19 protein-coding genes and 1 tRNA gene are annotated in these 22800 nt (G+C 34.7%); 7 read left to right on the forward strand and 13 right to left on the reverse strand.

Features of this window, described 5'->3' with window-relative positions:
* Window positions 1-54 precede the first annotated feature (54 nt).
* The 7 genes from JQC67_RS00505 to porV all read right to left on the reverse strand — a co-directional run bounded on the left by JQC67_RS00505 (window position 55) and on the right by porV (window position 7642).
* A complete protein-coding gene (locus JQC67_RS00505) occupies window positions 55-1002 on the reverse strand; it encodes a DUF4382 domain-containing protein (protein ID WP_203250911.1) in 948 nt (315 codons plus the stop codon).
* Between the two features lie 418 nt (window positions 1003-1420).
* A complete protein-coding gene (locus tag JQC67_RS00510) occupies window positions 1421-2101 on the reverse strand; it encodes an SDR family NAD(P)-dependent oxidoreductase (protein WP_203250912.1) in 681 nt (226 codons plus the stop codon).
* Window positions 2101-3126, reverse strand: coding sequence for a M28 family metallopeptidase (locus JQC67_RS00515; protein ID WP_203253147.1), 1026 nt, complete (start codon window positions 3124-3126; stop codon window positions 2101-2103). The genes JQC67_RS00510 and JQC67_RS00515 overlap by 1 nt, the downstream gene beginning before the upstream one ends.
* Window positions 3127-3172: 46 nt before the next feature.
* On the reverse strand, window positions 3173-4786 hold the full coding sequence (locus tag JQC67_RS00520; protein ID WP_203250913.1) for a pyruvate dehydrogenase complex dihydrolipoamide acetyltransferase: 1614 nt from the start codon (window positions 4784-4786) through the stop codon (window positions 3173-3175).
* Between the two features lie 6 nt (window positions 4787-4792).
* Window positions 4793-5788 (reverse strand): pyruvate dehydrogenase (acetyl-transferring) E1 component subunit alpha, encoded by a 996-nt coding sequence (gene pdhA, locus JQC67_RS00525; protein WP_203250914.1) that lies wholly within the window; start codon window positions 5786-5788, stop codon window positions 4793-4795.
* A gap of 144 nt (window positions 5789-5932) precedes the next feature.
* Window positions 5933-6415, reverse strand: coding sequence for a cytidine deaminase (cdd, locus tag JQC67_RS00530; protein WP_203250915.1), 483 nt, complete (start codon window positions 6413-6415; stop codon window positions 5933-5935).
* A gap of 78 nt (window positions 6416-6493) precedes the next feature.
* Complete coding sequence (gene porV, locus JQC67_RS00535) at window positions 6494-7642, reverse strand: type IX secretion system outer membrane channel protein PorV (protein WP_203250916.1); 1149 nt, start codon at window positions 7640-7642, stop codon at window positions 6494-6496.
* A 471-nt stretch (window positions 7643-8113) separates the two neighbouring features.
* Between porV and gldJ the strand changes: the two genes are divergently transcribed.
* The 3 genes from gldJ to JQC67_RS00545 all read left to right on the forward strand — a co-directional run bounded on the left by gldJ (window position 8114) and on the right by JQC67_RS00545 (window position 11927).
* Window positions 8114-9784: a gliding motility lipoprotein GldJ gene (gene gldJ, locus JQC67_RS00540; RefSeq protein ID WP_203250917.1), complete on the forward strand. Its 1671-nt coding sequence runs from the start codon at window positions 8114-8116 to the stop codon at window positions 9782-9784.
* A gap of 570 nt (window positions 9785-10354) precedes the next feature.
* Window positions 10355-10528 carry a DUF6747 family protein gene (locus JQC67_RS19160; protein ID WP_317198343.1) on the forward strand — a complete coding sequence of 58 codons (174 nt, stop codon included), beginning with the start codon at window positions 10355-10357 and terminating at the stop codon, window positions 10526-10528.
* Between the two features lie 124 nt (window positions 10529-10652).
* Window positions 10653-11927: a UDP-N-acetylmuramoyl-tripeptide--D-alanyl-D-alanine ligase gene (locus JQC67_RS00545; protein WP_203250918.1), complete on the forward strand. Its 1275-nt coding sequence runs from the start codon at window positions 10653-10655 to the stop codon at window positions 11925-11927.
* A gap of 45 nt (window positions 11928-11972) precedes the next feature.
* Here the strand turns inward: JQC67_RS00545 and JQC67_RS00550 are convergent, their stop codons facing one another.
* The 4 genes from JQC67_RS00550 to JQC67_RS00565 all read right to left on the reverse strand — a co-directional run bounded on the left by JQC67_RS00550 (window position 11973) and on the right by JQC67_RS00565 (window position 14260).
* Window positions 11973-12797: a mechanosensitive ion channel family protein gene (locus tag JQC67_RS00550; protein ID WP_203250919.1), complete on the reverse strand. Its 825-nt coding sequence runs from the start codon at window positions 12795-12797 to the stop codon at window positions 11973-11975.
* Between the two features lie 18 nt (window positions 12798-12815).
* The gene (locus JQC67_RS00555; protein ID WP_203250920.1) at window positions 12816-12998 is read right to left on the reverse strand and encodes a hypothetical protein; all 183 of its coding nucleotides are present in this window, start codon (window positions 12996-12998) and stop codon (window positions 12816-12818) included.
* Window positions 12998-13567 (reverse strand): RNA polymerase sigma factor, encoded by a 570-nt coding sequence (locus JQC67_RS00560; RefSeq protein WP_203250921.1) that lies wholly within the window; start codon window positions 13565-13567, stop codon window positions 12998-13000. The genes JQC67_RS00555 and JQC67_RS00560 overlap by 1 nt, the downstream gene beginning before the upstream one ends.
* 618 nt (window positions 13568-14185) lie before the next feature.
* A tRNA-Val gene (locus JQC67_RS00565) sits at window positions 14186-14260 on the reverse strand.
* Between the two features lie 191 nt (window positions 14261-14451).
* On the opposite strand from JQC67_RS00565, the gene JQC67_RS00570 reads away from it, so the two are divergent.
* The 4 genes from JQC67_RS00570 (at window position 14452) to JQC67_RS00585 (ending at window position 21560) form a co-directional block, all read left to right on the forward strand.
* Window positions 14452-17652 (forward strand): DUF1553 domain-containing protein, encoded by a 3201-nt coding sequence (locus tag JQC67_RS00570; protein WP_203250922.1) that lies wholly within the window; start codon window positions 14452-14454, stop codon window positions 17650-17652.
* Between the two features lie 82 nt (window positions 17653-17734).
* The gene (locus JQC67_RS00575) at window positions 17735-19198 is read left to right on the forward strand and encodes a DUF1501 domain-containing protein (protein ID WP_238934420.1); all 1464 of its coding nucleotides are present in this window, start codon (window positions 17735-17737) and stop codon (window positions 19196-19198) included.
* Window positions 19199-19225: 27 nt separating this feature from the next.
* Complete coding sequence (locus tag JQC67_RS00580; protein ID WP_203250923.1) at window positions 19226-20164, forward strand: 6-bladed beta-propeller; 939 nt, start codon at window positions 19226-19228, stop codon at window positions 20162-20164.
* A 25-nt stretch (window positions 20165-20189) separates the two neighbouring features.
* Window positions 20190-21560 (forward strand): c-type cytochrome domain-containing protein, encoded by a 1371-nt coding sequence (locus JQC67_RS00585; protein WP_203250924.1) that lies wholly within the window; start codon window positions 20190-20192, stop codon window positions 21558-21560.
* Window positions 21561-21575: 15 nt separating this feature from the next.
* Here the strand turns inward: JQC67_RS00585 and JQC67_RS00590 are convergent, their stop codons facing one another.
* Window positions 21576-21758, reverse strand: a complete 183-nt coding sequence (locus JQC67_RS00590; RefSeq protein ID WP_203250925.1) for a CPXCG motif-containing cysteine-rich protein — start codon at window positions 21756-21758, stop codon at window positions 21576-21578.
* Window positions 21759-22781 carry a Gfo/Idh/MocA family protein gene (locus tag JQC67_RS00595; protein ID WP_203250926.1) on the reverse strand — a complete coding sequence of 341 codons (1023 nt, stop codon included), beginning with the start codon at window positions 22779-22781 and terminating at the stop codon, window positions 21759-21761. It abuts the gene before it with no gap.
* Window positions 22782-22800 lie beyond the last annotated feature (19 nt).

Here is a 22800-nt window from a genome sequence, read left to right on the forward strand (position 1 = left end):
AGCCCCAAAACTATTTGTTAAGGGGCTCGGTATACTAACTGATATAAAACGGAATTATTTAGTGCCAGTAATACTTACATTAGCACTAATCTGAATTGCTGAAGTAACACTTATACTTCCAAGATTCAAACCAGTAGTAGATTCTGCTTCTAACAATGAATTAAAAGCAAATGCATTATTGTTTTTTGAGTATGACACAAATACAAGTTCATATTCTCCATTTGCTAAAAAATTCAAACTGTATGCGTTATTCAATCCACTTAATTCAGAACTGGTAATCGCATTAGCAAAAACTATATTACTTTCTCCTTGTCCTTTTGTTTCAACATCGGCATCAAAACTTCCTTTTTTGTAGGCGTAAACAATAATTTTATCTGAATTATCACCAGCGTCATTAACTGATCCAGATATTTTGCCAGTCATTTCTTGATTTACAGTTCTGATTCCTGCCGACAGTTCAGTCATTGAAACAAACTCAAAATTATTCGATACGCTTCCTTGCTCTTCTTTAATAGTTTTTCTCAAATCAAAATCAAGAACAATCTCGTTCGTACTTGACGCAAATATCTCAAACGTATCATTTATTTGAATTGTATTTGCCGTTGCTTCCAGTTGGTCTTTTTGCCCATTGGCCATTTCAATATAACATCCCGGAGCATTTCCAGCTGCATCGGTAGCATAATCTAATTCAAGTTCAATACTGGAATAAGAAGCTGCTTTAAGTTCTAAGTTTCCTAAGGTTTTGGTCTTTCCGTTTACCAAAGCTGCTAAGTCAAAGGTAGTTTTACTAAATCCTTCTAAAGAAACACCATCAACTTTAACGCTTGAAACCGTTATAAATACGGCCTCTGCATTGGCATTATCTATAGGTGCATCAGTAATCTTGAAAGTCGTATCATAAGATTGTGCTTCCACGTTTGCATCACTATCATCTTTACTACACGCCACTAACATGATTGCTGAAGTCAAAATAACAGCACTTAATTTTAAATAATTTTTCATAAGGTTTTACTATTTTAAGATTTGTAGCCTATTGAACAAATGAAAAGTCATTTACCCTAAAAAAAAAGTGTTAATTTTTAATATAATCAACTAATTCATCAAGAATTCAGCGTGAGTTGAAAAGCACCTATTTAAACTATAGCAGTGCTTCACAAGCATCTTTAAGAAAAACAGCAGACTTGATTAAATTTTTACCAATTAGCGTAAATAATTGCACAAATTGGGGTCATTTCTAGGTTAAAAAGAGAGTAGAATATTATAATGTTTTGAATTTTCACTACAATTCCACTCAATAAATGAATGTATTTTTTGTTGAAAGTAAATATTATGGGTGAGTCGAATAATGAGAAATAATTTACCACCTGTAAACAACTCTAAAGCTAGAAATCATGAATTACTTAGAAAGTATTCCAATAAACTACGGCGTACTATTACTTACTTGTAAAAGTTTACCGTTGTACAGTTTGTTTCCGGTAAGTGCAAATTCTTTAATATATGAAGCCATTTCTAAGGCAGTAGTAGGAGCTTCATATCCGGGAAAAGCTTCTTGAAGCATTTCGGTCTGTACAGCACCTAATGCCAATACATTAAAAGATGGTCCTGTTTCTTTAAATTCTTCAGCCCATAATTCTGTAAGTGTTATTACAGCTCCTTTACTTGAGCTATAGGCCGAAAGACCGGGGAACTTCATACTACCTTGAACTCCACCCATAGAACTGACAGTTATTACATGGCCACTTTTAGGCATTTTAGGTATTACAATTCTAGTAACATCAGCAACACCATAAACATTGACCTTATAAACTTCTTCAAACTCTTTAGAAGTGGTTTCTAAAAAAGGTTTATTGAGTAATCTACCTGCATTATTAATAAGTACATCAACCGTTGACCATTTTGTATTTAAGAAATTCTGAAGTGTTTTTAAGTCATCTGCACTAGATAAATCAAAAGGAAATGAAATAATGTTCTTATGATTTAAACTTTCTATTGTAGAAGCATTTCTAGATAATGCTAAAACCTGATGACCATTATCTGCAAAAAGACGAGCTAGCTCATAACCTATACCTCTGCTAGTACCTGTAATAATTACATTAGCCATTAGTTGTATTTAATTTCTTTGATAGGAGCATTTACAATACCTTCTACAGCAGGAATAGTTTTATTGACAACTTCCGCCATATGATCAAAATTCATAATACTTGACTCATCACCTACTTTATGATAATGATCAAAATTAGTGAAGTCAAAAGTGCAAAATGTTTGTGACGGCACATTAAACTCTAAATGAAATGCGTAGTTATCTGAGCGTTTAAATAAATTCATCTGGGCCGCTGAAGGCAAATAGCCTATTAAATTTTCGTTTGCATATTTATTTGCTACAGCAGCTAAATTTGACATTTGATACCCCGTAACATACATGAAGTAATCTTTATTTTGAAGTGGCACGCCTACCATCTCAAAATTTAGCATTGTATACAAGTTAATATCTTGCTTTTTAAGTCTTTCAGCTAAATGTTTTGAACCTAATAGACCTTTCTCTTCTGCAGTAAAGAGGGCAAAAATTATACTACGTTTATTTGATTTATTAGCACTGAAATATCGTGCTAATTCTAAAACTGTAGTGGTACCCGAAGCATTATCATTTGCGCCATTTGCAATTGAATCTTGTCCAACAGCTTGTGCAGTTCCTATATGATCATAATGCGCGCCTAAAATTACAATCTCATTTTTGAGATTCTCATCGTTTCCTTCTAAAAAACCAACCATATTATAGGCTGTGCCCTCGAAGTTTGTTAATGTATCGCGATAAGATGAGAAGTAAGACGGAATTCCGTTTTCCTTAAATGTATATTCAATAAGGTTCGCTGCTTTGGCTATACCTTCAGATCCTGCCTCACGACCCATTAATTCATCTGAGGCCAAAAAAGAAATAATCTTACCAACGTTCTCTGAAGTTGAGAAGGTGGTAAGATTAGTAACTGTTTTTTCTGTTGCTGACTGAATTGCATTGCCTTTCAAATCATCTGTAGATGATTGAATACTAGCTGGATCAGTAGTTCTCAATTTAGAAGTACCACATGCAAAAAAAACTGTCGCAATACATACTACGAATATTTTTTTCATCATGATTTTCTTCCCTACTTTATTGCAAACAATACTGGTTAATAACTTAAGCCAGCATAGTAACAGGATTCTCTAAATAAGCTTTTAACGTCAATAAGAATTGCGACCCAGTTGCACCATCAACAGTTCTGTGATCACAAGCCAAAGTAACTTTCATAGTTTTACCAACTACAATTTCACCTTTTCTTACAACTGGCTTTTCAACAATAGCACCTACTGATAAAATAGCAGAATTTGGTTGATTGATAATTGAGGTAAACTCAACAATACCAAACATTCCTAAATTAGAAACCGTAAATGTACTTCCGTCCATTTCAGCTGGAGTCAATTTTTTAACTCTAGCTCTACCTGCCAAATCTTTTACAGAAGCACCAATCTGAGTTAAACTCATTTGGTCTGTAAATTTAAGCACAGGTACAACCAAACCATCATCAACTGCAACCGCTACTCCAACATTTACATGATGATTATATCTTGTAGTATCACCGTTCCAGGTTGTATTTACTTGTGGATGTTTTTTCAACGCCATTGCGCATGCTTTTACCACCATGTCATTGAAAGACACTTTGGTATCTGGCAAATCGTTTATTTGCAAACGAGAAGCCCAAGCATTATCCATATCAACTTCAATAGTTAAATAATAATGTGGTGCTGTAAATTTAGATTCACTCAAACGCTTAGCAATAGTTTTACGCATTTGTGAATTTTTCACCTCTTCAGTGCTTTCTTCACCTACTGGTAAATTCACTGGCATTGCTGCCACAGCACTTGATGCTGTAACATCTGCTGCCGGTTTAGAAGCAGCTTTTTGAGATGGCTGATAATTCTCAACATCTTTTTTAATGATACGGCCATTATCACCACTACCATTTACACTACTTAAATCAATTCCTTTATCAGCAGCTATCTTTTTAGCTAATGGCGAGGCAAAAATTCGTTGCCCATCATTTGTGGTTGTTGACTTTGCTTCAGTAGAAGTTTCAACTTCAGGTTCCGATTTTGTTTGTTCTTTTTCTTTGGATGCACTTGCAGGTGCACCCGCAGAACTTAATACGGCTGCAACATCAGTACCTTTAGGTCCGATAACCGCTAAAACATCATCAACAGGAGCAGATTCACCTTCTTGAATACCAATATGTAAAAGAATACCATTATAGAATGACTCAAATTCCATTGTGGCTTTATCCGTTTCAATTTCAGCAAGAATATCGCCTTCTTCAACTTCATCACCAACCTTTTTTAACCAAGTAGCAACAGTACCTTCTTCCATGGTATCACTAAGTCGAGGCATTTTAATTACCTCAACACCTTCAGGAATTTCTGCTGCAGCACTTGGAGTAGATTCAGCAACTTGTTCTTCAACTTTAGGCTCCTCTACTGTCTCAGTAGCAGATCCATTTAATAAGCCTGAAATATCTTCACCTTTCTCACCTATAATTGCTAATAGCGAATCTACTGGAGCTCCATCACCCTCTTCAATACCGATATGCAAAAGCGTACCTTCATGAAAAGACTCAAACTCCATAGTAGCTTTATCCGTTTCAATTTCAGCAAGAATATCGCCTTCTTCGATTTTATCACCTACTTTTTTCAACCATTTAGCAACAGTACCTTCTTCCATGGTATCGCTAAGACGGGGCATATTTATTACTTCGGCCATTCTATTTTATTTATGTTGTACAAACGGAAAATCATCTTGCTCATAAACCATATCGTACAATTGATTTACTGGCGGATACTCTGATTCTTCTGCGAATTTCTCACATTCTAAAACCAAAGCTTTTACACGCTTGTTTATTTCTTTAATTTCATCTTCAGTGGCATAACCCTCCGTATTTATTATTTCTAATACTTGCGAAATTGGGTCAATCTTCTTGTATTCTTCAACCTCATCTTTAGTTCTGTAGTGCTGTGCATCAGACATTGAATGTCCACGATAACGATAAGTCTTCATTTCTAAGAAAGTTGGTCCTCCACCGCTTCTTGCTCTTTCAACAGCCTTACTCACCTCTTGTGCAACCGCAACAGGATCCATACCGTCAACTGGTCCACAAGGCATTTCATAGCCTAAACCTAATTTCCAGATTTCTGTTGAGTGTGATGTTCTAGCAACAGAAGTACCCATTGCATAACCATTGTTTTCACAAATAAATACCACTGGTAATTGCCAAAGCATTGCTAGGTTAAAGGTTTCGTGTAAAGAACCTTGTCTTACAGCACCATCACCCATATAACATAAAGTTACATTATCGCGATTGAAATATTTATCACCAAATGCCATACCTGCACCCAAAGGAATTTGACCACCAACAATACCATGACCACCGTGAAATCTATGTTCTTTTGAAAAAATATGCATTGAACCACCCATACCTTGTGAAGTACCAGTAACTTTACCATAAAGCTCAGCCATCACGCGTTTTGGATCAACCCCCATACCAATAGGCTGTACGTGATTTCTATAAGCAGTTATCATTCTATCTTTAGTCAGGTCCATTGCATGCAATGACCCAGCCAATACCGCTTCTTGCCCATTATACAAATGCAAGAAACCTCTAACTTTTTGTTGAATATATACTGCTGCAAGCTTGTCCTCGAACTTTCTCCAGAACAACATATCTTCATACCATTTAAGGTATGTTTCCTTTGTTATCTTATCCATTTACACCTGTTTATTCCAATTTTATAAATGCTAGTATTCCGCAGCAAAAATTGACACGAAAAAACAAAAATACATATTAATTTTCAGAAAAAAACAGGCTTTAAAAAGGTTTTCTAGAGATAAATCATAAAGTGACTAAAACTACTACAAAAAGGCACTATCAAAGGCAAAAGGAATAAGATCCAAAACAGAATTACATTGAATAACCTGCCCTATTTCACCCATCATCAGTATTTCAATAGGTGTTTTTTGTTTTTGTTCATACTCAGCCATAGATTGTCTACAAATACCACAAGAAGTAACAGGTGCATCAACTTTATGATTTTTAGAAGTTGCAGTTATGGCAATAGCTACTATAGCTACACCTGGATATTTTGCCCCGGCATATAGAATAGCAACACGTTCAGCACAAACACCTGCAGGATACGAAGCATTCTCTTGATTACTACCTATTACGGTTTTACCATTTTTCAAAAGCACCGCAGCACCCACATGAAATTTGGAATATGGTGCATAAGCATCTTTTCTAGCGGCAATAGCACTATGCATTAACTTTTGTTGCACAGAAGAAAGTTCTTCAATTGAATCAAACAAATTATAATCGAATACTAATTTTCGTTTTTGCATAAATCAATAAGGTATTATTCAAAAATAAGAAACCCTGACGGAGTACCATCAGGGTCTAATAAATATCTATTCTTTTATTTATTCATTAATATACTCTTGCCCTAAATTAAAGGTAAGAGAAAATCGCAAAGTATTTTCTAATGGATTTCTAACTTGAGATGTAGCAAACAAATATGATAAATCAACCTGAGCCATTTTAAATCTAAAACCAGCACCTAACGTAAAAAACTTACGAGAACCTTTTTCTTCACTTTCATTAAAATAACCCGTACGAACCATAAATGCATCTTGATAAACATACTCTGCACCAATAGCCCAAGTCATCTCTTTTAATTCTTCACCAAAACCATCTGGGGCATCCCCAAAAGATTTAAAAACACCACTAAAAGCACCTATTTTTTGATACTCGTCATTATCTGTTGCATCAATTTGACCATTACCATCAAAATCCTGAGGAGTAGGAACTAATAATTTATTGAATTCTGTAGTTAACCCAATAACATTGTCTTGGTCTAATATAAAATCAAAACCGACACCAAACTTCATATTAGCTGGCAAGAAATTTTCTTGACCACCTTCATCATACTGAATTTTTCCACCGAGGTTGGATAAATTAAAACCAGCTCTCCATCTTCCATCAAAACTATTATAGGCTTTTTCGCGAGAATAATAATAACCTGCAACGTCAATTGCAAAAGTGCTACCCCCTTGTGAATCTACAGAAGGGTCTTGTGGTAGTTTTAAGTTTGAGCTAATAAATCTACCGCCTACGGCCATAGAAAATGTTGGACTCAGTTTTAACGAATACGTACCATCAATTGCCAATTCGTTTGGCTTAACTCTAGTACCAGGATCATCAATACTTTGTCTCAGCTCAATTTCACCTAAAGTAAAATAACGTATACCTACTGCAAAAGCACTTCTTTCATTTATTTTATTGTAAAAACTTGCATTTAATAATGAAATATCAGTAATAATACTTTCTAAGTACGGTGTATAACTTACACCAATACCCATTTGTCTTTCTGCAAATGCGAATTTAGCAGGGTTCCATTGTTGCGAAAATGCATCAGCAGAAGTTGCTACTCCCATATCACCCATACCAGCAGATCTTGCATCAGCAGCAATAGTTAAAAACGGCACTGCCGTTGTAATCACACGCTGTTCACTCTGTGCAGATAATTTAATGGCAAAAACCAAAAATAGTATTATCGTTAATTTCTTCATCTTAAATCAGTAAAGTTAATTGGTCATAAAAACATAGAACAAGTATACCTATTTTAATGTAATACAGATACCCCTTGTTAACATGTAAACGTGCATTTATATGATATCTTATGTCTGTACAAAATTATTTTACCGTTTTTATTAGTCCATATATTCGCCTATGTAGATTAATGTATAAAGAGACAAATAAATACTATGCATTTATAGTAGACTGTCAGCGATTAAAGCTACCCACCTAAAAGAAAACCTATATACAATACTATATGGTGTTTTATATCGTTATTAATAATGATGAAATAAATCACTTTAGCCTTATAGCAAACTAGTTGCGGTAAATATTTTTTAACACCATAAAATATTATAGCCAATTCATCGTTTTATTAGCCGAAAGTGACCTTTAAAATTAATCAAAACACAATTCTCGAACTACTCATTAACTGTAGTTCACATGTTTGAACTCAAGTCGTAATTATGAAAAAACAGTTTATCAAAGTTGTACTTTCTTGTGCCGTAATAGCGGGAGGTTTTACAGTTACCAGCTGTAAAAAGTCTTCTGGCTCTTCGAAAAACGTATCCAAAGCAACCGGTTGGAAAATCAATGCCAAAGAAGGCGGATTTCAGTACAATACAGATTTTAAAGAGCAAGAAACTGCTCCGGGTCTTGTATTTGTTGAAGGTGGTACGTTTACAAAAGGTAAAGTACAAGATGATGTAATGCATGATTGGAACAACACTCCAACATCACAGCATGTACAATCATTTTATATGGATGAAACAGAGGTTACCAATGTTATGTACTTGGAATATCTTGATTATTTAAAGAGTGTTTATCCTCCAGAAAATCCTAAATATGCAAATATCTATAAAGGCGCATTGCCTGATACATTGGTATGGCGTAACCGTTTAGGCTTCAATGAAACCATGACGAATAATTATTTACGTCACCCAGCATATGCAGAATATCCTGTAGTAGGTGTGAATTGGGTTCAAGCAACTCAATTTGCAGAATGGAGAACTGACCGTGTTAACGAAGCAATGTTAGAGAAAGAAGGTTACTTAGCTAAAGATGCTAAATATCAAGCTGTATCTGGTGAAGTTGAAGGTACGTTTAGTACTGAAGCTTATTTAAACAGACCAGAATCTGTTTACAACGGACAGATAGATTCTTTACAAGGTAAAATGAAAAAGGATAGTGTTTCTACTTACGCTAAGCGTAGTAGTGGTGTTATCGTACCAGAATATCGTTTGCCAACTGAAACTGAATGGGAATATGCTGCTCAGGCAAATCAAGGCACACGTGAATACAATAATTATAGAGGAAGAAAAAAATATCCTTGGGAAGGTGACTATACTAGAAACGGACAACGTGTTGGTAGAGGTGATCAATTAGCTAACTTCAAGCAAGGTAAAGGTGACTACGGTGGAATTGCAGGATGGTCAGACGATGGTGCTGATATTACTGCTCAAGTTAAATCGTACAAGCCAAATGATTTAGGTCTATATGATATGGCTGGTAACGTTGCCGAATGGGTAGCTGATGTATACCGACCTATTGTTGATGATGAAATAAGTGATTTCAACTACTATAGAGGTAACATTTATATGAAGACTGCTATTGGCGAAGATGGAAAAGTAAATATCTTAAGAGATTCTATAGTCTTTGATACATTGCCAAATGGTAAAGTAGTAGCTATGAATTTACCAGGAGAAATTAAAATGGTTCCTGTTGATGAAAACGAAACTTATTTAAGAACCAATTTTGACTCAAGTGATAACAGAGGATATAGAGATGGTGACGCAGGTTCTTCAAGGTTCTTTGATCGCTTTAGCGATGAAGATGATGCTGAAGACCAACCTAAAATGTATGACTCTCCGAAACACAAAGTGGAGTATGATTCAATAGGCAAACTAACAAGAACATATGACCACTCTAACAACAGAACTTCATTAATTAATGATGAAGTACGAGTATTCAAAGGTGGAGCTTGGAATGATAGAGCTTATTGGTTAGATCCAGCACAAAGACGCTATTTACCACAATATATGGCAACAGATTATATTGGGTTTAGATGTGCAATGTCAAGAGTTGGCTCAAAATCTAAAACTAAAAACAAAACCCCTAGAGGGAAAAAGGCAAGATAAATATTGCTAAGAAAAGGTAATTAAGCCCTGACGTTTATCGTCAGGGCTTTTTTGTGTTTACTAATGATACTTAACATCAATGAATAGTTCTATCAACATTCATTAGCATAACCACATAGTAATTTGACATCACAGAGACTAAGTGGCATTCATATTATAAATCATGCTATTCTAAAATAAGCCTATTAAAAGCACTACTGATCCCAATTAGCATTCATTCAACACCAATTACCAAATTCGAATCTTACATAAAATCTTAGTTTATAGTCAATTGCCAGAACTTTACATTCTATCTGAGCCATTTTCAACCTCGAAATGAGGTTATTAGTTAAAGGATAGCAAATGAATATTTAGGACCAAAAAAGCTCAATTACAGTTCATCGAAAGCTTATCAAAATTAATCGATAAAAAACAAATTTATAGGGACAACATGACCATAGCTTACATTTTAACGTTTTTTTCATACATTACATCGATTTTTTATAATAAAAAGTAAGATTTTTCCTTCTATTAATGTGATGTAACAGTTACATATATTTTAATACGAATTATCATCCCAAATAAATTCTTATGACAAAAAATTTACTATTAATTAAAGAGATTTATTTAGAGGCATTCAAAGGCTTAGGTTCTAGGTTTGTTAAACAATATTTTAAGGCATTCTCATGGTTTTGCCTAGCAAGTTATTTCATAATGCTTTACGCATTTGCTTTTAGGGTTTCGACTGGTTTCGCTTTTGAGTAGGTTACAAGAGCGAGTTTAAACGAAAGCGCCCCCAATGGGGCGCTTTTTTTTTGACCAAATCTCATTAGAAAAACTCGTAGCTTTGAATTTTGAATTGAAAGCATTCGTAACAATTTTTTGATAAATGACAACAGCAGAGCTACACCATATATTTTTAAAACACCCTATAGTTTGTACTGACACTCGTAAGATTACAGCAGACTGTATCTTTTTCGCACTGAAAGGTGACAACTTCAATGGTAATACTTATGCCAATGAAGCAATTAAAAAAGGCGCTACTTTAGCTATTATTGATGAATCTGATTACGAACTAAATGATAAAACTATTTTAGTACATGACGTGCTCAAAGCACTACAAAATCTAGCTAACTATCACCGAAAATATTCACAAGCAAAAATAATTGGACTAACGGGTAGCAACGGAAAAACGACAACAAAAGAATTGATTCATTCAGTACTTGAAAAAAAGTATAAAACTATAGCAACTATTGGTAATCTTAATAATCATATAGGCGTACCATTAACTTTATTACGAATTAAACCAGAAACAGAAATTGCAATAGTTGAAATGGGTGCTAACCACCAAAAAGAGATTGAATTTTTATGCACATTGGCAGAACCAGATTTTGGCTACATTACAAATTTTGGTAAAGCTCATTTAGAAGGTTTTGGTGGCGAAGAAGGTGTTATTAAAGGCAAAAGCGAACTCTACACCTACCTAATTGAAAACATCAAGGCTATATTTATGAATGCTGACGACTCAATTCAGTTTCAAAAACTAAGTACTTATGTTAAAAAATATGGCTTTAGTCAGGATCAACATGAGTATTACACAATAAAATTCTTAGGTGCAGACCCATATGTAAAGCTAAGTTTTGAAAATGAAATCATTACGTCTCAACTAGTGGGCAGCTATAATTTCACCAATTGCTGTGCGGCTATTTTAATGGGCAAATTTTTTAATGTTACCCCAAAGGATATTAGCGCAGCGATACACTCATACATTCCTGAAAACAATCGTTCACAATTAATCAACAAGAATGGACATCAAATTATTTTAGATGCCTATAATGCTAATCCAACAAGTATGATTGCAGCGCTACACAACTTCAAGGCGATGAAAGCTGCGCATAAAATTGCCATTTTGGGTGATATGTTTGAGCTTGGCAATTCTGCTAAAAAAGAACATCAAAACATAGCTGAAGTCGCTACTTCAATGTCTTTTGACATGGTTTTATTGGTTGGCGAAAACTTTTACAATACAGATACTAAAACTCAAAAATTAGAGAACTTTGAAGCTTTAAAAGTCTATTTAACAAAAACAAAACTTCCTTCAAGTAGTATATTAATCAAAGGCTCTAGAGGCATGGCTCTAGAAAGAGTTCTAGATTTTATTTAATAAAACGAAAACTCCAAATAACTACTTAAGAGTGTCCAAAATATTCTAGCTAACCTCAACCCTTGTATCAACCACTTCACTGATTGGTAAGATTACCTTTCCGTTTTCAGTTTTTATGGTAATAAAAATAGTGTCTATCTTTTCAATAGTACCTTCTATATCTTTCGTTTTAATTTTATCACCAGTAGCATAGGTTTTTCTTGCATAAAATGTTTTTAAAAGATTGGTTACAACGTCTTTTGAACCTAAACCAAAACCCAGCGCAAATGCTAATAAAAAAGCACCTATAATTAACGAAAAATTGTTGGTGATTAATGAGGTATCAATACCTGCTTGATTCAGTGAAGTAATGGTTACAAAAATTGTAATAATATAAAAAACGATAGAACTCACCAATTTACCACCACTAAATCCCATAGATTCAAAAACCCCTAACAAGGCTTTTTTAATCAGCTTTGCAGCAAATAGACCTATCATAAAAATCACCATTGCACTCAAAAGAATAGGCAGGTAACGGAGTAGATTAGCAATTTCTTGAGAAATCACTGCAAGCTTCATAATATCAGCAGCTACAATGATAAACACCATGGTTAAGATCCACTTTACAAAGGCCAATAATATTTTACTGATATCAACTTTAATCTTGCTTTCTCCAAAAAGTTTAGCATCGTTTATTTTCTCAGATACTGCATCAAGCTTAGCTACCTTAAAAACTTTCTTTAGTACAAAACGAACTACTTTAATAATAATCCATCCGAAGACCAATACTACAATCGCTCCAAAGATATTTGGCAAGGCAGAAGCAATATCACTCAAAATACCCATTAGGGTATCTGTTGCCATTTTCGTCCAATCATTCATCTGTTCCATTAGTGCTTATTTTATTTTTTAATTATTTGTTTTTATAGAATCGTTAATAGCTGATTTAATATTACATGTGAAAAGCGAAGCCATTTCCATAACCAACTTTGCATTTGCAATATCGCTCATTACTTTACTCTTCATATTTGCCGGAACTTCATGTACTGAACGTTCCAACTCCTCAAACGGATTGTTTTTTTGTTCTTCCATTAATCCAAATTTTTATAAATTTCTAAAATCCGAGCTTTAGCCCGTTTAAGCCGCATTTTTACTGCGCTTTCGCTTATTTCTAAAAGCTCAGTCAATTCTTTTATTGAAATATCATCTTGATATTTTAATAAAAGAAGTTTCTTTTCTTCAGGATCTATCAAAGTCAACGCCTGCTTTAATTTCTCTGCCTTCATTTCATAAAGGCTATTATCATCAGACATTTGAACTCCGGCTTCATTCTCAGTTATTGAATCTGAAGCATCACTAATTTTTCGTTCTCTATTTCTGTTTACATAATTAACACAAAAATTATAGGTGAATGAATACACCCAACTTGAAAATTTAGACCTTTCCTTAAAACTAGCTAATTTCACAAACAATTGTAAAAAAACGTCTTGCGTAAGGTCTTCAGCTTCTTTCTGCGATTTTGAAAATCCGTAACATTTATTATAAATTCGTGTTGCGTAACGATCATAAAGCACACCGAACAATAGGGTATTATTATCCTTTACGATATTACGCACAAGTTCTTCATCGGTAAGTTTACTAGTGGTAAGAGTTGTTTCCAAATTTAAGTTTAGTTACTTCTTATATAGTATTTGACACCATAGATATAACAATGTCACTTTGAACTTAACACTAAGTTAAGCTAATCATTACAAATAGAAAGAGCCTCATTAAATGAGGCCCCTTCTTACAACCAAAACTCAAAACTTTTGAGGAAATTTCGTAATCTGAATTAGGGGGAACATAAATTCTGATTTCCGAATACACCGCTTTACTTTTAACTTTCGTATACCAGTATAAGTTTATATTATTTTGATTATATATTGTTTAGCCTTGGCTAGTGTTTATATAGTTAGGCCAACAATTTCTTTAGTTTCTTAAAGACTTTTTTTTTATTAATACAGGTACATAATTTGATTGTCCTTTTATCTTATCCTTATTTTTAAGGATAAAGAATGATGGTAAAATCATACATAATGCAATTAAAAAAGTCAATATACCTAGCATTGTAAAAAAATCTAATTGTGAAATATTCAACATTATTATTCAGTATTCTTATGCGTTCTATTTAGTAAGACACTAACATTTTAAAGAAGTCACTTTTTTTTAAAAAAAAATTATTTGATAGAATTTTTAACCAAAAAATAAAGCTTCCTGAAGTTTCGGAAGCTTTGCTGAAGTGGGTCATACTGGATTCGAACCGGTGACCTCTGCCCTGTCAAGGCAGCGCTCTAAACCAACTGAGCTAATAACCCTATTTATCAATTATTAAATTGGTGAGACAAAAATAATTAAAAGTTATGATTAACGTCTTAGCGAATATTAGATATTCTTTTAATCTAAAAAAACTTGTCAATCACCATATAAATTCAGAACTATCTACGCAGTAGAATTACATATAAGTTGTATCTTTTAAGAAGTATTTTAAAATCGTACTACTTAAAGAATGAAAATTAAATTTACGCTAGGGTATATATTCATATTTCTACTAACATCATGCTCTTTGCATCTTCCTGAGGATGTTGAAATTGCGTATCAAAAGCTCCCCGAAACTATTGATTTCAATTTTCATATTAAACCTATACTCTCAGATAGATGTTATAATTGTCATGGGCCAGATGATAATACAAGACAAGCTGAATTACGATTTGACCTTGAAGAAGAAGCTTTCAAAAAATTACCAAGTGGCAAACGTGCTTTTGTTTCAGAAAATCCGAAAAATAGTGAGAGTATACAGCGAATTTTAAGTAATGATCCTGAAATTCAAATGCCACCGCCTGACGCCCATTTATCTTTAAGCGCTATTGAAAAAGCGATGATTGTGAAATGGATAGAACAAGGCGCTGCATGGAAAGACCATTGGGCTTTTATCAAACCCATTAAAGCACAAATACCAGAACCAAAATTCACAAAAAGTCCTGTTCAAAATTCAATAGATAATTTTGTGCAGCAAACGCTAAGTTTAAATGGCTTAGAACCCTCACCGCAAGCGGATAAAGAACGCTTATTACGGCGGGTTTCGATGGATTTAACTGGACTACCTCCTACTATATTACAAATAGACACTTTTTTAAAAGACGAGAGTCCTAATGCATATGAAAAAGTGGTTGATAATTTGCTTGCTACTGATGCTTTTGCTGAACGCCTAGCAGTAGACTGGATGGATCTTTCACGCTATGCTGACTCACATGGTTTACATGCAGATGGTTGGCGTTTAATGTGGCCCTGGCGTGATTGGGTTATCAATTCTTTTAAAGAGAATAGAGCGTATGACCAATTTGTTACTTGGCAACTTGCTGGTGATCTCTTACCAAACCCAACTAAAGAGCAAAAACTTGCTACTGCATTTAATAGAAATCATCCAATGACTGCTGAAGGTGGTGCTATTGAAGAAGAATTTCGATTAAATTATGTTTGGGATCGTGCTGAAACAGTAGGTACAGCACTTATGGGCTTAACAGTTGCGTGTGCACGATGCCATGATCATAAATTTGACCCCATTTCTCAGAAAGATTATTTTCAACTGACAGCTTTCTTTAATAATGTTAAAGAATTGGGTATGACAGGTGATGATGGCAATTATGGACCATTAATGAGTTTGCCAGATGAAACCACTGAAACCAAACTTAATAAAATTAAAAAATCGATTGCTCAAAAAGAAAGTGAATTAAAATTGACCAAAAAAGAACTTCAAGATCTTGATTCTTTTATCGCTCAAATTCCTTCAAATATTACCGAAAAAGAGTTAATAGACCATTACCCATTAGATAAAATCAGTAAAAATGGCAGCAATTTTATTGTAGACAATAACGCAAAAGTAACCGCATCAAAATCTCCTGAAATTATAAAAGGCAAACGAGGAAATGCATTTGTTTTTAATGGTGAGTATGATGAAGTTTATCTTAGAAATTCTCCGAATTTTGAATTAAATGATAAATTTTCAGGAGCACTTTGGCTCAACACAACCAAACGAGAAAAAGGAAAAACACAACAATTAATTGGCACTTCAGGGCAAAAAAATAATTTTTGGAGCGGTTGGGATTTGTATTTAGACAGTCTTAACCACTTAAATGCAAGATTAATACATTCATTACCGCACAATTACATTCAAATTCGGTCTAAAGATTCTATCAAAATCAATACTTGGAAGCATGTTGCTTTTACGTATGATGGGTCAGGAAAAGCAGAAGGACTAAGCCTTTATGTTGACGGGAAAAAAGCCGAAGCAACGTTACCTTATAACAATCTATATAAATCAATTAAAACATTGCAATCAGCCGTACATGGTATTGAAAATAGACCTGTAGTAGTTGCTAAAAGCTATCGTAGTTTTACGGGTGAAAACGGTATATTCAAAGGTGCTTTAGATGACATTTATTTATATTCCAAAACTTTAACTCCTTTTGAGGTTTCACTTTTAGCTTCTGAAGATTCACCAGAACCAACAAAAGATCAAGTATTAGCATATTCAATTGAACAAGCACCAGAAATACAAGAAATTGAAAAAGATCTAAAAAGTTTAAGAGGTGAATGGCTTGAATTGATGATGCCAGTAATGGAGGTCATGATTATGGAAGAAATGCCTAAAAAGAGACAAGCATACGCTTACAACCGTGGAGACTATGAACAGCGACTTTATAAAGTAAGTGCCAATACACCGGAAGTGCTTCCTGCTTTCCCAGAAAATACACCAAAGAACAGATTAGGACTTGCAGAATGGATATTCTCAAAAGATAATCCCTTAACAGCTAGAGTAACTGTTAACCGTTATTGGCAAATGATTTTTGGAGAAGGATTAGTAACAACACCTCAAGATTTTGGGGTTCAAGGTGCTTTACCAACCCATCCTGAATTACTAGATTGGTTGGCCGTTGATTTTGAAGAAAATAAATGGGATGTAAAAGCATTATTAAAAACAATGGTCATGTCACACACCTACAGACAAACTTCAAAACCATCTGAAATTCTTGCTAAAAAAGACCCGAACAACATATACTTGGCCAGAAGCAATAGTTACCGTTTGCCTGCTGAAATGATACGTGACAACGCATTAGCCGCAAGTGGCTTACTAGTGCAACATGTAGGTGGAAAAAGTGTAAAGCCCTATCAACCAAAAAATCTATGGATTGAAAAAAATAGTTTTTCACACAAATTATTGAACTACAAAGAATCTGAAGGTGATAGTTTATACCGAAGAGGACTATATACATTTATTAGACGTACTTCTCCTCATCCGGCAATGACTGCTTTTGATGCCCCATCAAGAGAAGTATGTATTATTAAAAGAGAAAACACCAATACACCTTTGCAAGCTCTAGTATTAATGAATGACACCCAATTTGTTGAGGCTGCAAAAATGTTAGCAGAACGCATGTTACGAGAAGGTGGTAGTTCTTTAGAAGAACAAATTGCTTATGGCTTCCGTTTAGCAGTTAGTAGACAACCCAAGGTAGAAGAAACATCCATTCTAACAGATTTATTCAATACCCAAAACGAACGATTCCAAAAAAATCCATCAGAAATACAAGAACTTTTATCCGTAGGTAATAAAAACTTAAGCAAGGCATTAATAAACACGCAAACGGCTTCCCTTACAATGGTAGCCAATACTATATTAAACCATGATGAAGCTTATATGAAGCGCTAATTAGTTAAATACTAGATTCAGGCTTAAATTATTTATAGTATTTTAACTAGGTATTTGTTGTTGACATTTGAATTTTAAATATATGTGTACGCACGATCATAAAAAAAACTTTTCAAGACGTGACTTTTTAACGAAGACCACATTGGGCATGGGCGCTATGTCTATGGCTTCATTGTTAGACCCAATGGATTTATTTGCCGGCGACAAACAGAAATTGGTGAATTCTTTTGGTAGCGGAGGTACATTAGGTCAACCACATTTCCCAGCTAAAGTCAAACGTGTTATTTATCTTTTTCAAAGTGGAGCACCATCACAGTTAGATTTATTTGATTACAAACCTTTGCTGAATAAGATGCAAGGACAAGATTTACCCAAAAGCGTACAAGGGGAACAACGATTAACCGGTATGTCATCTGGTCAAGCAACACTACCAATTGCTGGAAGTGTTTTTGACTTTAAACAACATGGTGATAGCGGCGCATGGATGTCAAACTTAATGCCGCATACATCTAAAATTGTAGATGAATTGTGCTTTATAAAATCAATGTACACTGAGGCTATTAATCATGATCCGGCCGTTACTTTCTTTCAAACAGGTTCTCAATTACCAGGTAGACCGTCAATAGGATCATGGGTGAGTTACGGACTAGGAAGCGATAATAAGAACCTACCAGAATTTGTAGTATTAGTGACAAAAGACAAATTTGGTCAACCTTTGTATTCAAGGTCATGGGGAAATGGATTTCTACCGTCACAACATCAAGGTGTGCAATTTAGATCTGGTAAAGACCCAGTACTATATTTAACGAATCCACCAGGTATTGACGGTAAAAGTAGGCGTGAACAATTAGATCACCTTCAAAAACTAGAGCAATTAAATCATGAAGATTTAAGTGATCCTGAAATACTTGCACGGATGGCCCAATATGAAATGGCTTTTCGAATGCAGACCTCAGTACCTGAAATAATGGACACAAAAGACGAATCAGATGCCACGTACGCCATGTATGGTGAAGATAGTCGCAAACCAGGCACCTATGCTGCAAACTGCATATTGGCGCGAAGACTTGCAGAACGTGATGTAAAATTTATTCAATTATATCATCAAGGATGGGATCAACATGGTAACCTACCAAATGCTATTAAAGGACAATGTAAAGAAACAGACCAAGCAACGGCGGCTTTAATAACAGATTTGAAGCAGCGTGGTATGCTTGAAGATACTTTGGTAATTTGGGGTGGTGAATTTGGCCGAACAAATTACTCTCAAGGCAAACTAACTCCTGATAATTTTGGTCGTGATCATCATCCTAAATGTTTTACAATATTCATGGCAGGTGCAGGCATTAAAAAAGGCTTTACTTTAGGCGCAACAGATGATTTCGGATATAATATAGCACAACGCCCTGTGCATGTTCACGATTTTCAGGCAACTCTAATGCACTTATTGGGTGTTGATCATGAACGATTAACATTTAAATTTCAAGGTAGAAGATATAGACTAACTGATGTACATGGTGATGTGGTAAAAGAAATTTTAGCTTAACTTTCAAATTGAAAAATAGTAATTCGTATGATAGGTCACGGAGATTTTAAGTATACCGTTGATAGAGAATGGGGCGTACAGAATCCTTCTAAAATTCCCGTAAACGATTGTCATGAAATGGAGTTAGATAGCCAAGGTAGAATATTCATGACCACTACTGGAGCCAACAATAATAACATCATTATTTATGATAAATCAGGTAAAGTATTAGATTCTTGGGGCAACACATTTCCTGGGGCGCACGGACTTTCAATTGCTGGTGAAGGCAATGACCAATTTCTATTAATCACAGATCCAGAAACAAATACCGTCACCAAAACAGATTTAAAAGGCAATATAATACTGCGCATAAAAAGACCAAAAGAAATTAGTGCTTATACAAGTGACGACCAATTTTTACCTACTGAAACAGCAATTATGCCAAATGGTGATTTTTATGTTGCTGATGGGTACGGCCTAAATTATATTACTCAGTTTAATGCCAAAGGTGAATACATTCGTCATTTCGGAGGAAATGGTGAAGCGGAAGACAAATTTAACTGTTGCCATGGAATCACATTAGATACCAGAGATAATACTAAACCAACACTTTTAATTACTTCTAGAGCAAGTCAAGAATTCAAACGGTTCTCTTTGGAAGGAAAACACATTGAAACAATAAAATTACCAGGATGCTCAATCTGTCGTCCGGTGATACATGGTGATAATATTTATTTTGCAGTAATCGTCACAAAAACATGGGATGACTGGGATGGCATGATAGCCATTTTAGATAAAGACAATAAAGTTGTTTCTTTACCTGGAGGAAATAATCCTGAGTATATTAATGGCGTATTATCCGCACCCATTTATGATAATAAAACCTTTAGAAACCCACATGATGTTCTAGTTGACGATGATGAAAATCTATACGTTCCACAATGGGCTTCAGGTAAAACCTATCCAATTAAACTAAACCGATTATAAAAACTTTAAGCCAAACTAACTTCTTATGATTGCACTTGAATTCTCTACTTTTCTGGGTCGATTTCATCCCCTTTTTGTTCATTTACCAATAGGTTTTTTAATATTGGCAATAGTATTAGAATGGATTGAAAACTTTAGAAAGACTGAAACTAAAAGTAAATTAATTCCAATTGCATGGCTATTAGGCGCCATTAGTGCTGCAGCTGCAGCCTTTTCAGGATGGTGGCTAGGCGAAACTGGTCTTTATGAAGAAGACATGTTATTTTCACATCGTTGGTTAGGTATCACCCTTGTAGTGTTTGCCTTTGTAGGCTGGTGGTTGAAGAAAAAACCAAATTCTTATTCAAAATTAGTACAGAATGGGTTTAACATAATTCTTTTAATAATGCTTTCGATTGAAGGGCACAAAGGTGGAAACCTTACCCATGGCGAAACGTATTTAACTGAATATGCACCTGAATCAATTCAAAGTATTCTTGGAGTTTCTACAACCAAAGATTCAATAACATCGTTAGGAACACCAGATTCAGTACTTGTTTATAGAGATCTTATCAAGCCCATTTTTGATTCCAAGTGTGTTGCTTGTCATAACAATGAAATCAAAAGAGGAGGTCTTAATATGGCACATGCTGATTCACTGCAATTAGGTGGTGAAGGAGGTTTAGCCATTGCACCAGGTAATATTGCAGAAAGTGAACTTTTTAGAAGAATAACGCTGCCACAGAAAAGTATCAAGTTCATGCCACCTACGCAGAATGCATTGACATATGATGAAATTAAGACCGTTGAATGGTGGATTAATAAAGGAGCCTCATACGAAGACCCTGTTTCTGCTTTTGCTGTAGATGATAATATTAAACCCGTTCTATTACGACGATTTGGTATTGACACAGATCCCAAACCTTGGTATGAAACAGTAACTATTGCCGCTGCAGATAGTACTCTAATTATCAATTTGCAAAAAATAGGCTTTACTGTAAACACATTAGGGGCAACAAATAATCTTCTAGATATTAAATATTCGGGCAGTGAGTTAACCCAAGAAAAGATAAAAGCGCTTGAAAATGTAAAAGATCATATTACTTGGCTTTCACTAGCGCAAACAAACATTGAAGATGATTGGTTAAGCTCTTTATCAGGTTTCACCAATTTAACACGACTTCAATTAGAGAAAACGGCAGTAACTGATAAGGGAGTGTCACATCTCATAAGTTTAAGTCATTTAGAAGCATTAAATCTTTACAACACAAATGTTACTGATGCATGTCTAACTAGTATTGATAAAATTAATAGTCTAAAACGTGTTTATTTGTGGGGTACGAATGTAAAGCCCGAAACGGCAAAAAACATTGCCGACAACAAAGATGATTTAGAAGTAATTCTTGGTGAAGGATAAAAAATAGAACTATTATTATTGTCCTAATTCTTTCACCTCAAATGCCGTAAGTTCTCCCGATGTAAATACAGTTGTAATCTCCATCGGGTTACAGCATACTTCGCAGTCTTCAACATAAGTTTGTTGCTGAATTGACGGATCCATTAACATCGATATTTCTTCCCAACAATAAGGGCATTGAAAAAAATGCTCTAGCATCTAGATTTTAATAAGTTTTTCTTCTTCCGATGAACGATAAAATGCAGTTATGACCTCTACAGCTTTTTTAGCTTCCGCACCATCTACGAGTGGCTTTCTGTTTTCATTAATTGCGCCAATCATATCTTGAATTACAGTCTTATGATTTTGATGTCCAATACTAGTTGGGTCTGATGCCCCACTACCATCACTTACTGCAGCTATAGACACTGGCTTATCAGAATCTTGAACATTCCATTGAATAATGCTACCTCCTTCTAATAAGATACTTCCTTTCTCTCCATAAATTTCTAATCGTTCAGAGTAACCCGGATAAAGCGCGGTACCACCTGTTATTGTGCCAATTGCACCACTTTCAAAATTCAACACGCCAATACCAACATCTTCACCTTCTATTGAATGCACCATTGTTTTTACATTGCCAAAAACAGATTTCACACCTCCCATTAAATTCAATAACAAATCTATGGTATGAATACCCTGATTCATAAAGGCAGCACCACCATCAATTCGTTTCGTACCACGCCATGGATTGGTCGCATAATATTCTTTATTTCGATACCAATTGATATGGGCATTCCCCATTAACAATTTACCTAATTTGCCTTCTTTAATGGTTTTCTCTGCAAGCATGTAGTCTTTACTGCATCTGTTTTGCAAGACACAACCTAATATTACATTGTGCTTTTTACAGCTTTCAATGACTTCATCTATTTTTTCAGGGGTTACCTCTAAAGGTTTTTCGCTAAGAATATGTTTACCGGCAGCAGCTGCTTTTAATATTGCAGATCCGTGATTTCCACTTTCATTACAGACACAAATTAATTGAATTTCAGACAGTGCTAACAATTTATCAATGTCATCAAAAACAGGTACGCCAAAGTGCTTTTCTACAGCAGCAACTCTAGAAGAAGATTTTGTATACAAAGCTATAAGCTCTGCATTTTCAATTTCTTCTATACATTTAACGTAAGTATTTACTATAGATCCTGTTCCAATTATTCCAATTCCTATTTTGGCCATCTAACTTTTTATTTAGATT

This window comes from Aurantibacter crassamenti (genome assembly GCF_016811105.1).
Classification (GTDB): Bacteria; Bacteroidota; Bacteroidia; order Flavobacteriales; family Flavobacteriaceae; genus Aurantibacter_A; species Aurantibacter_A crassamenti.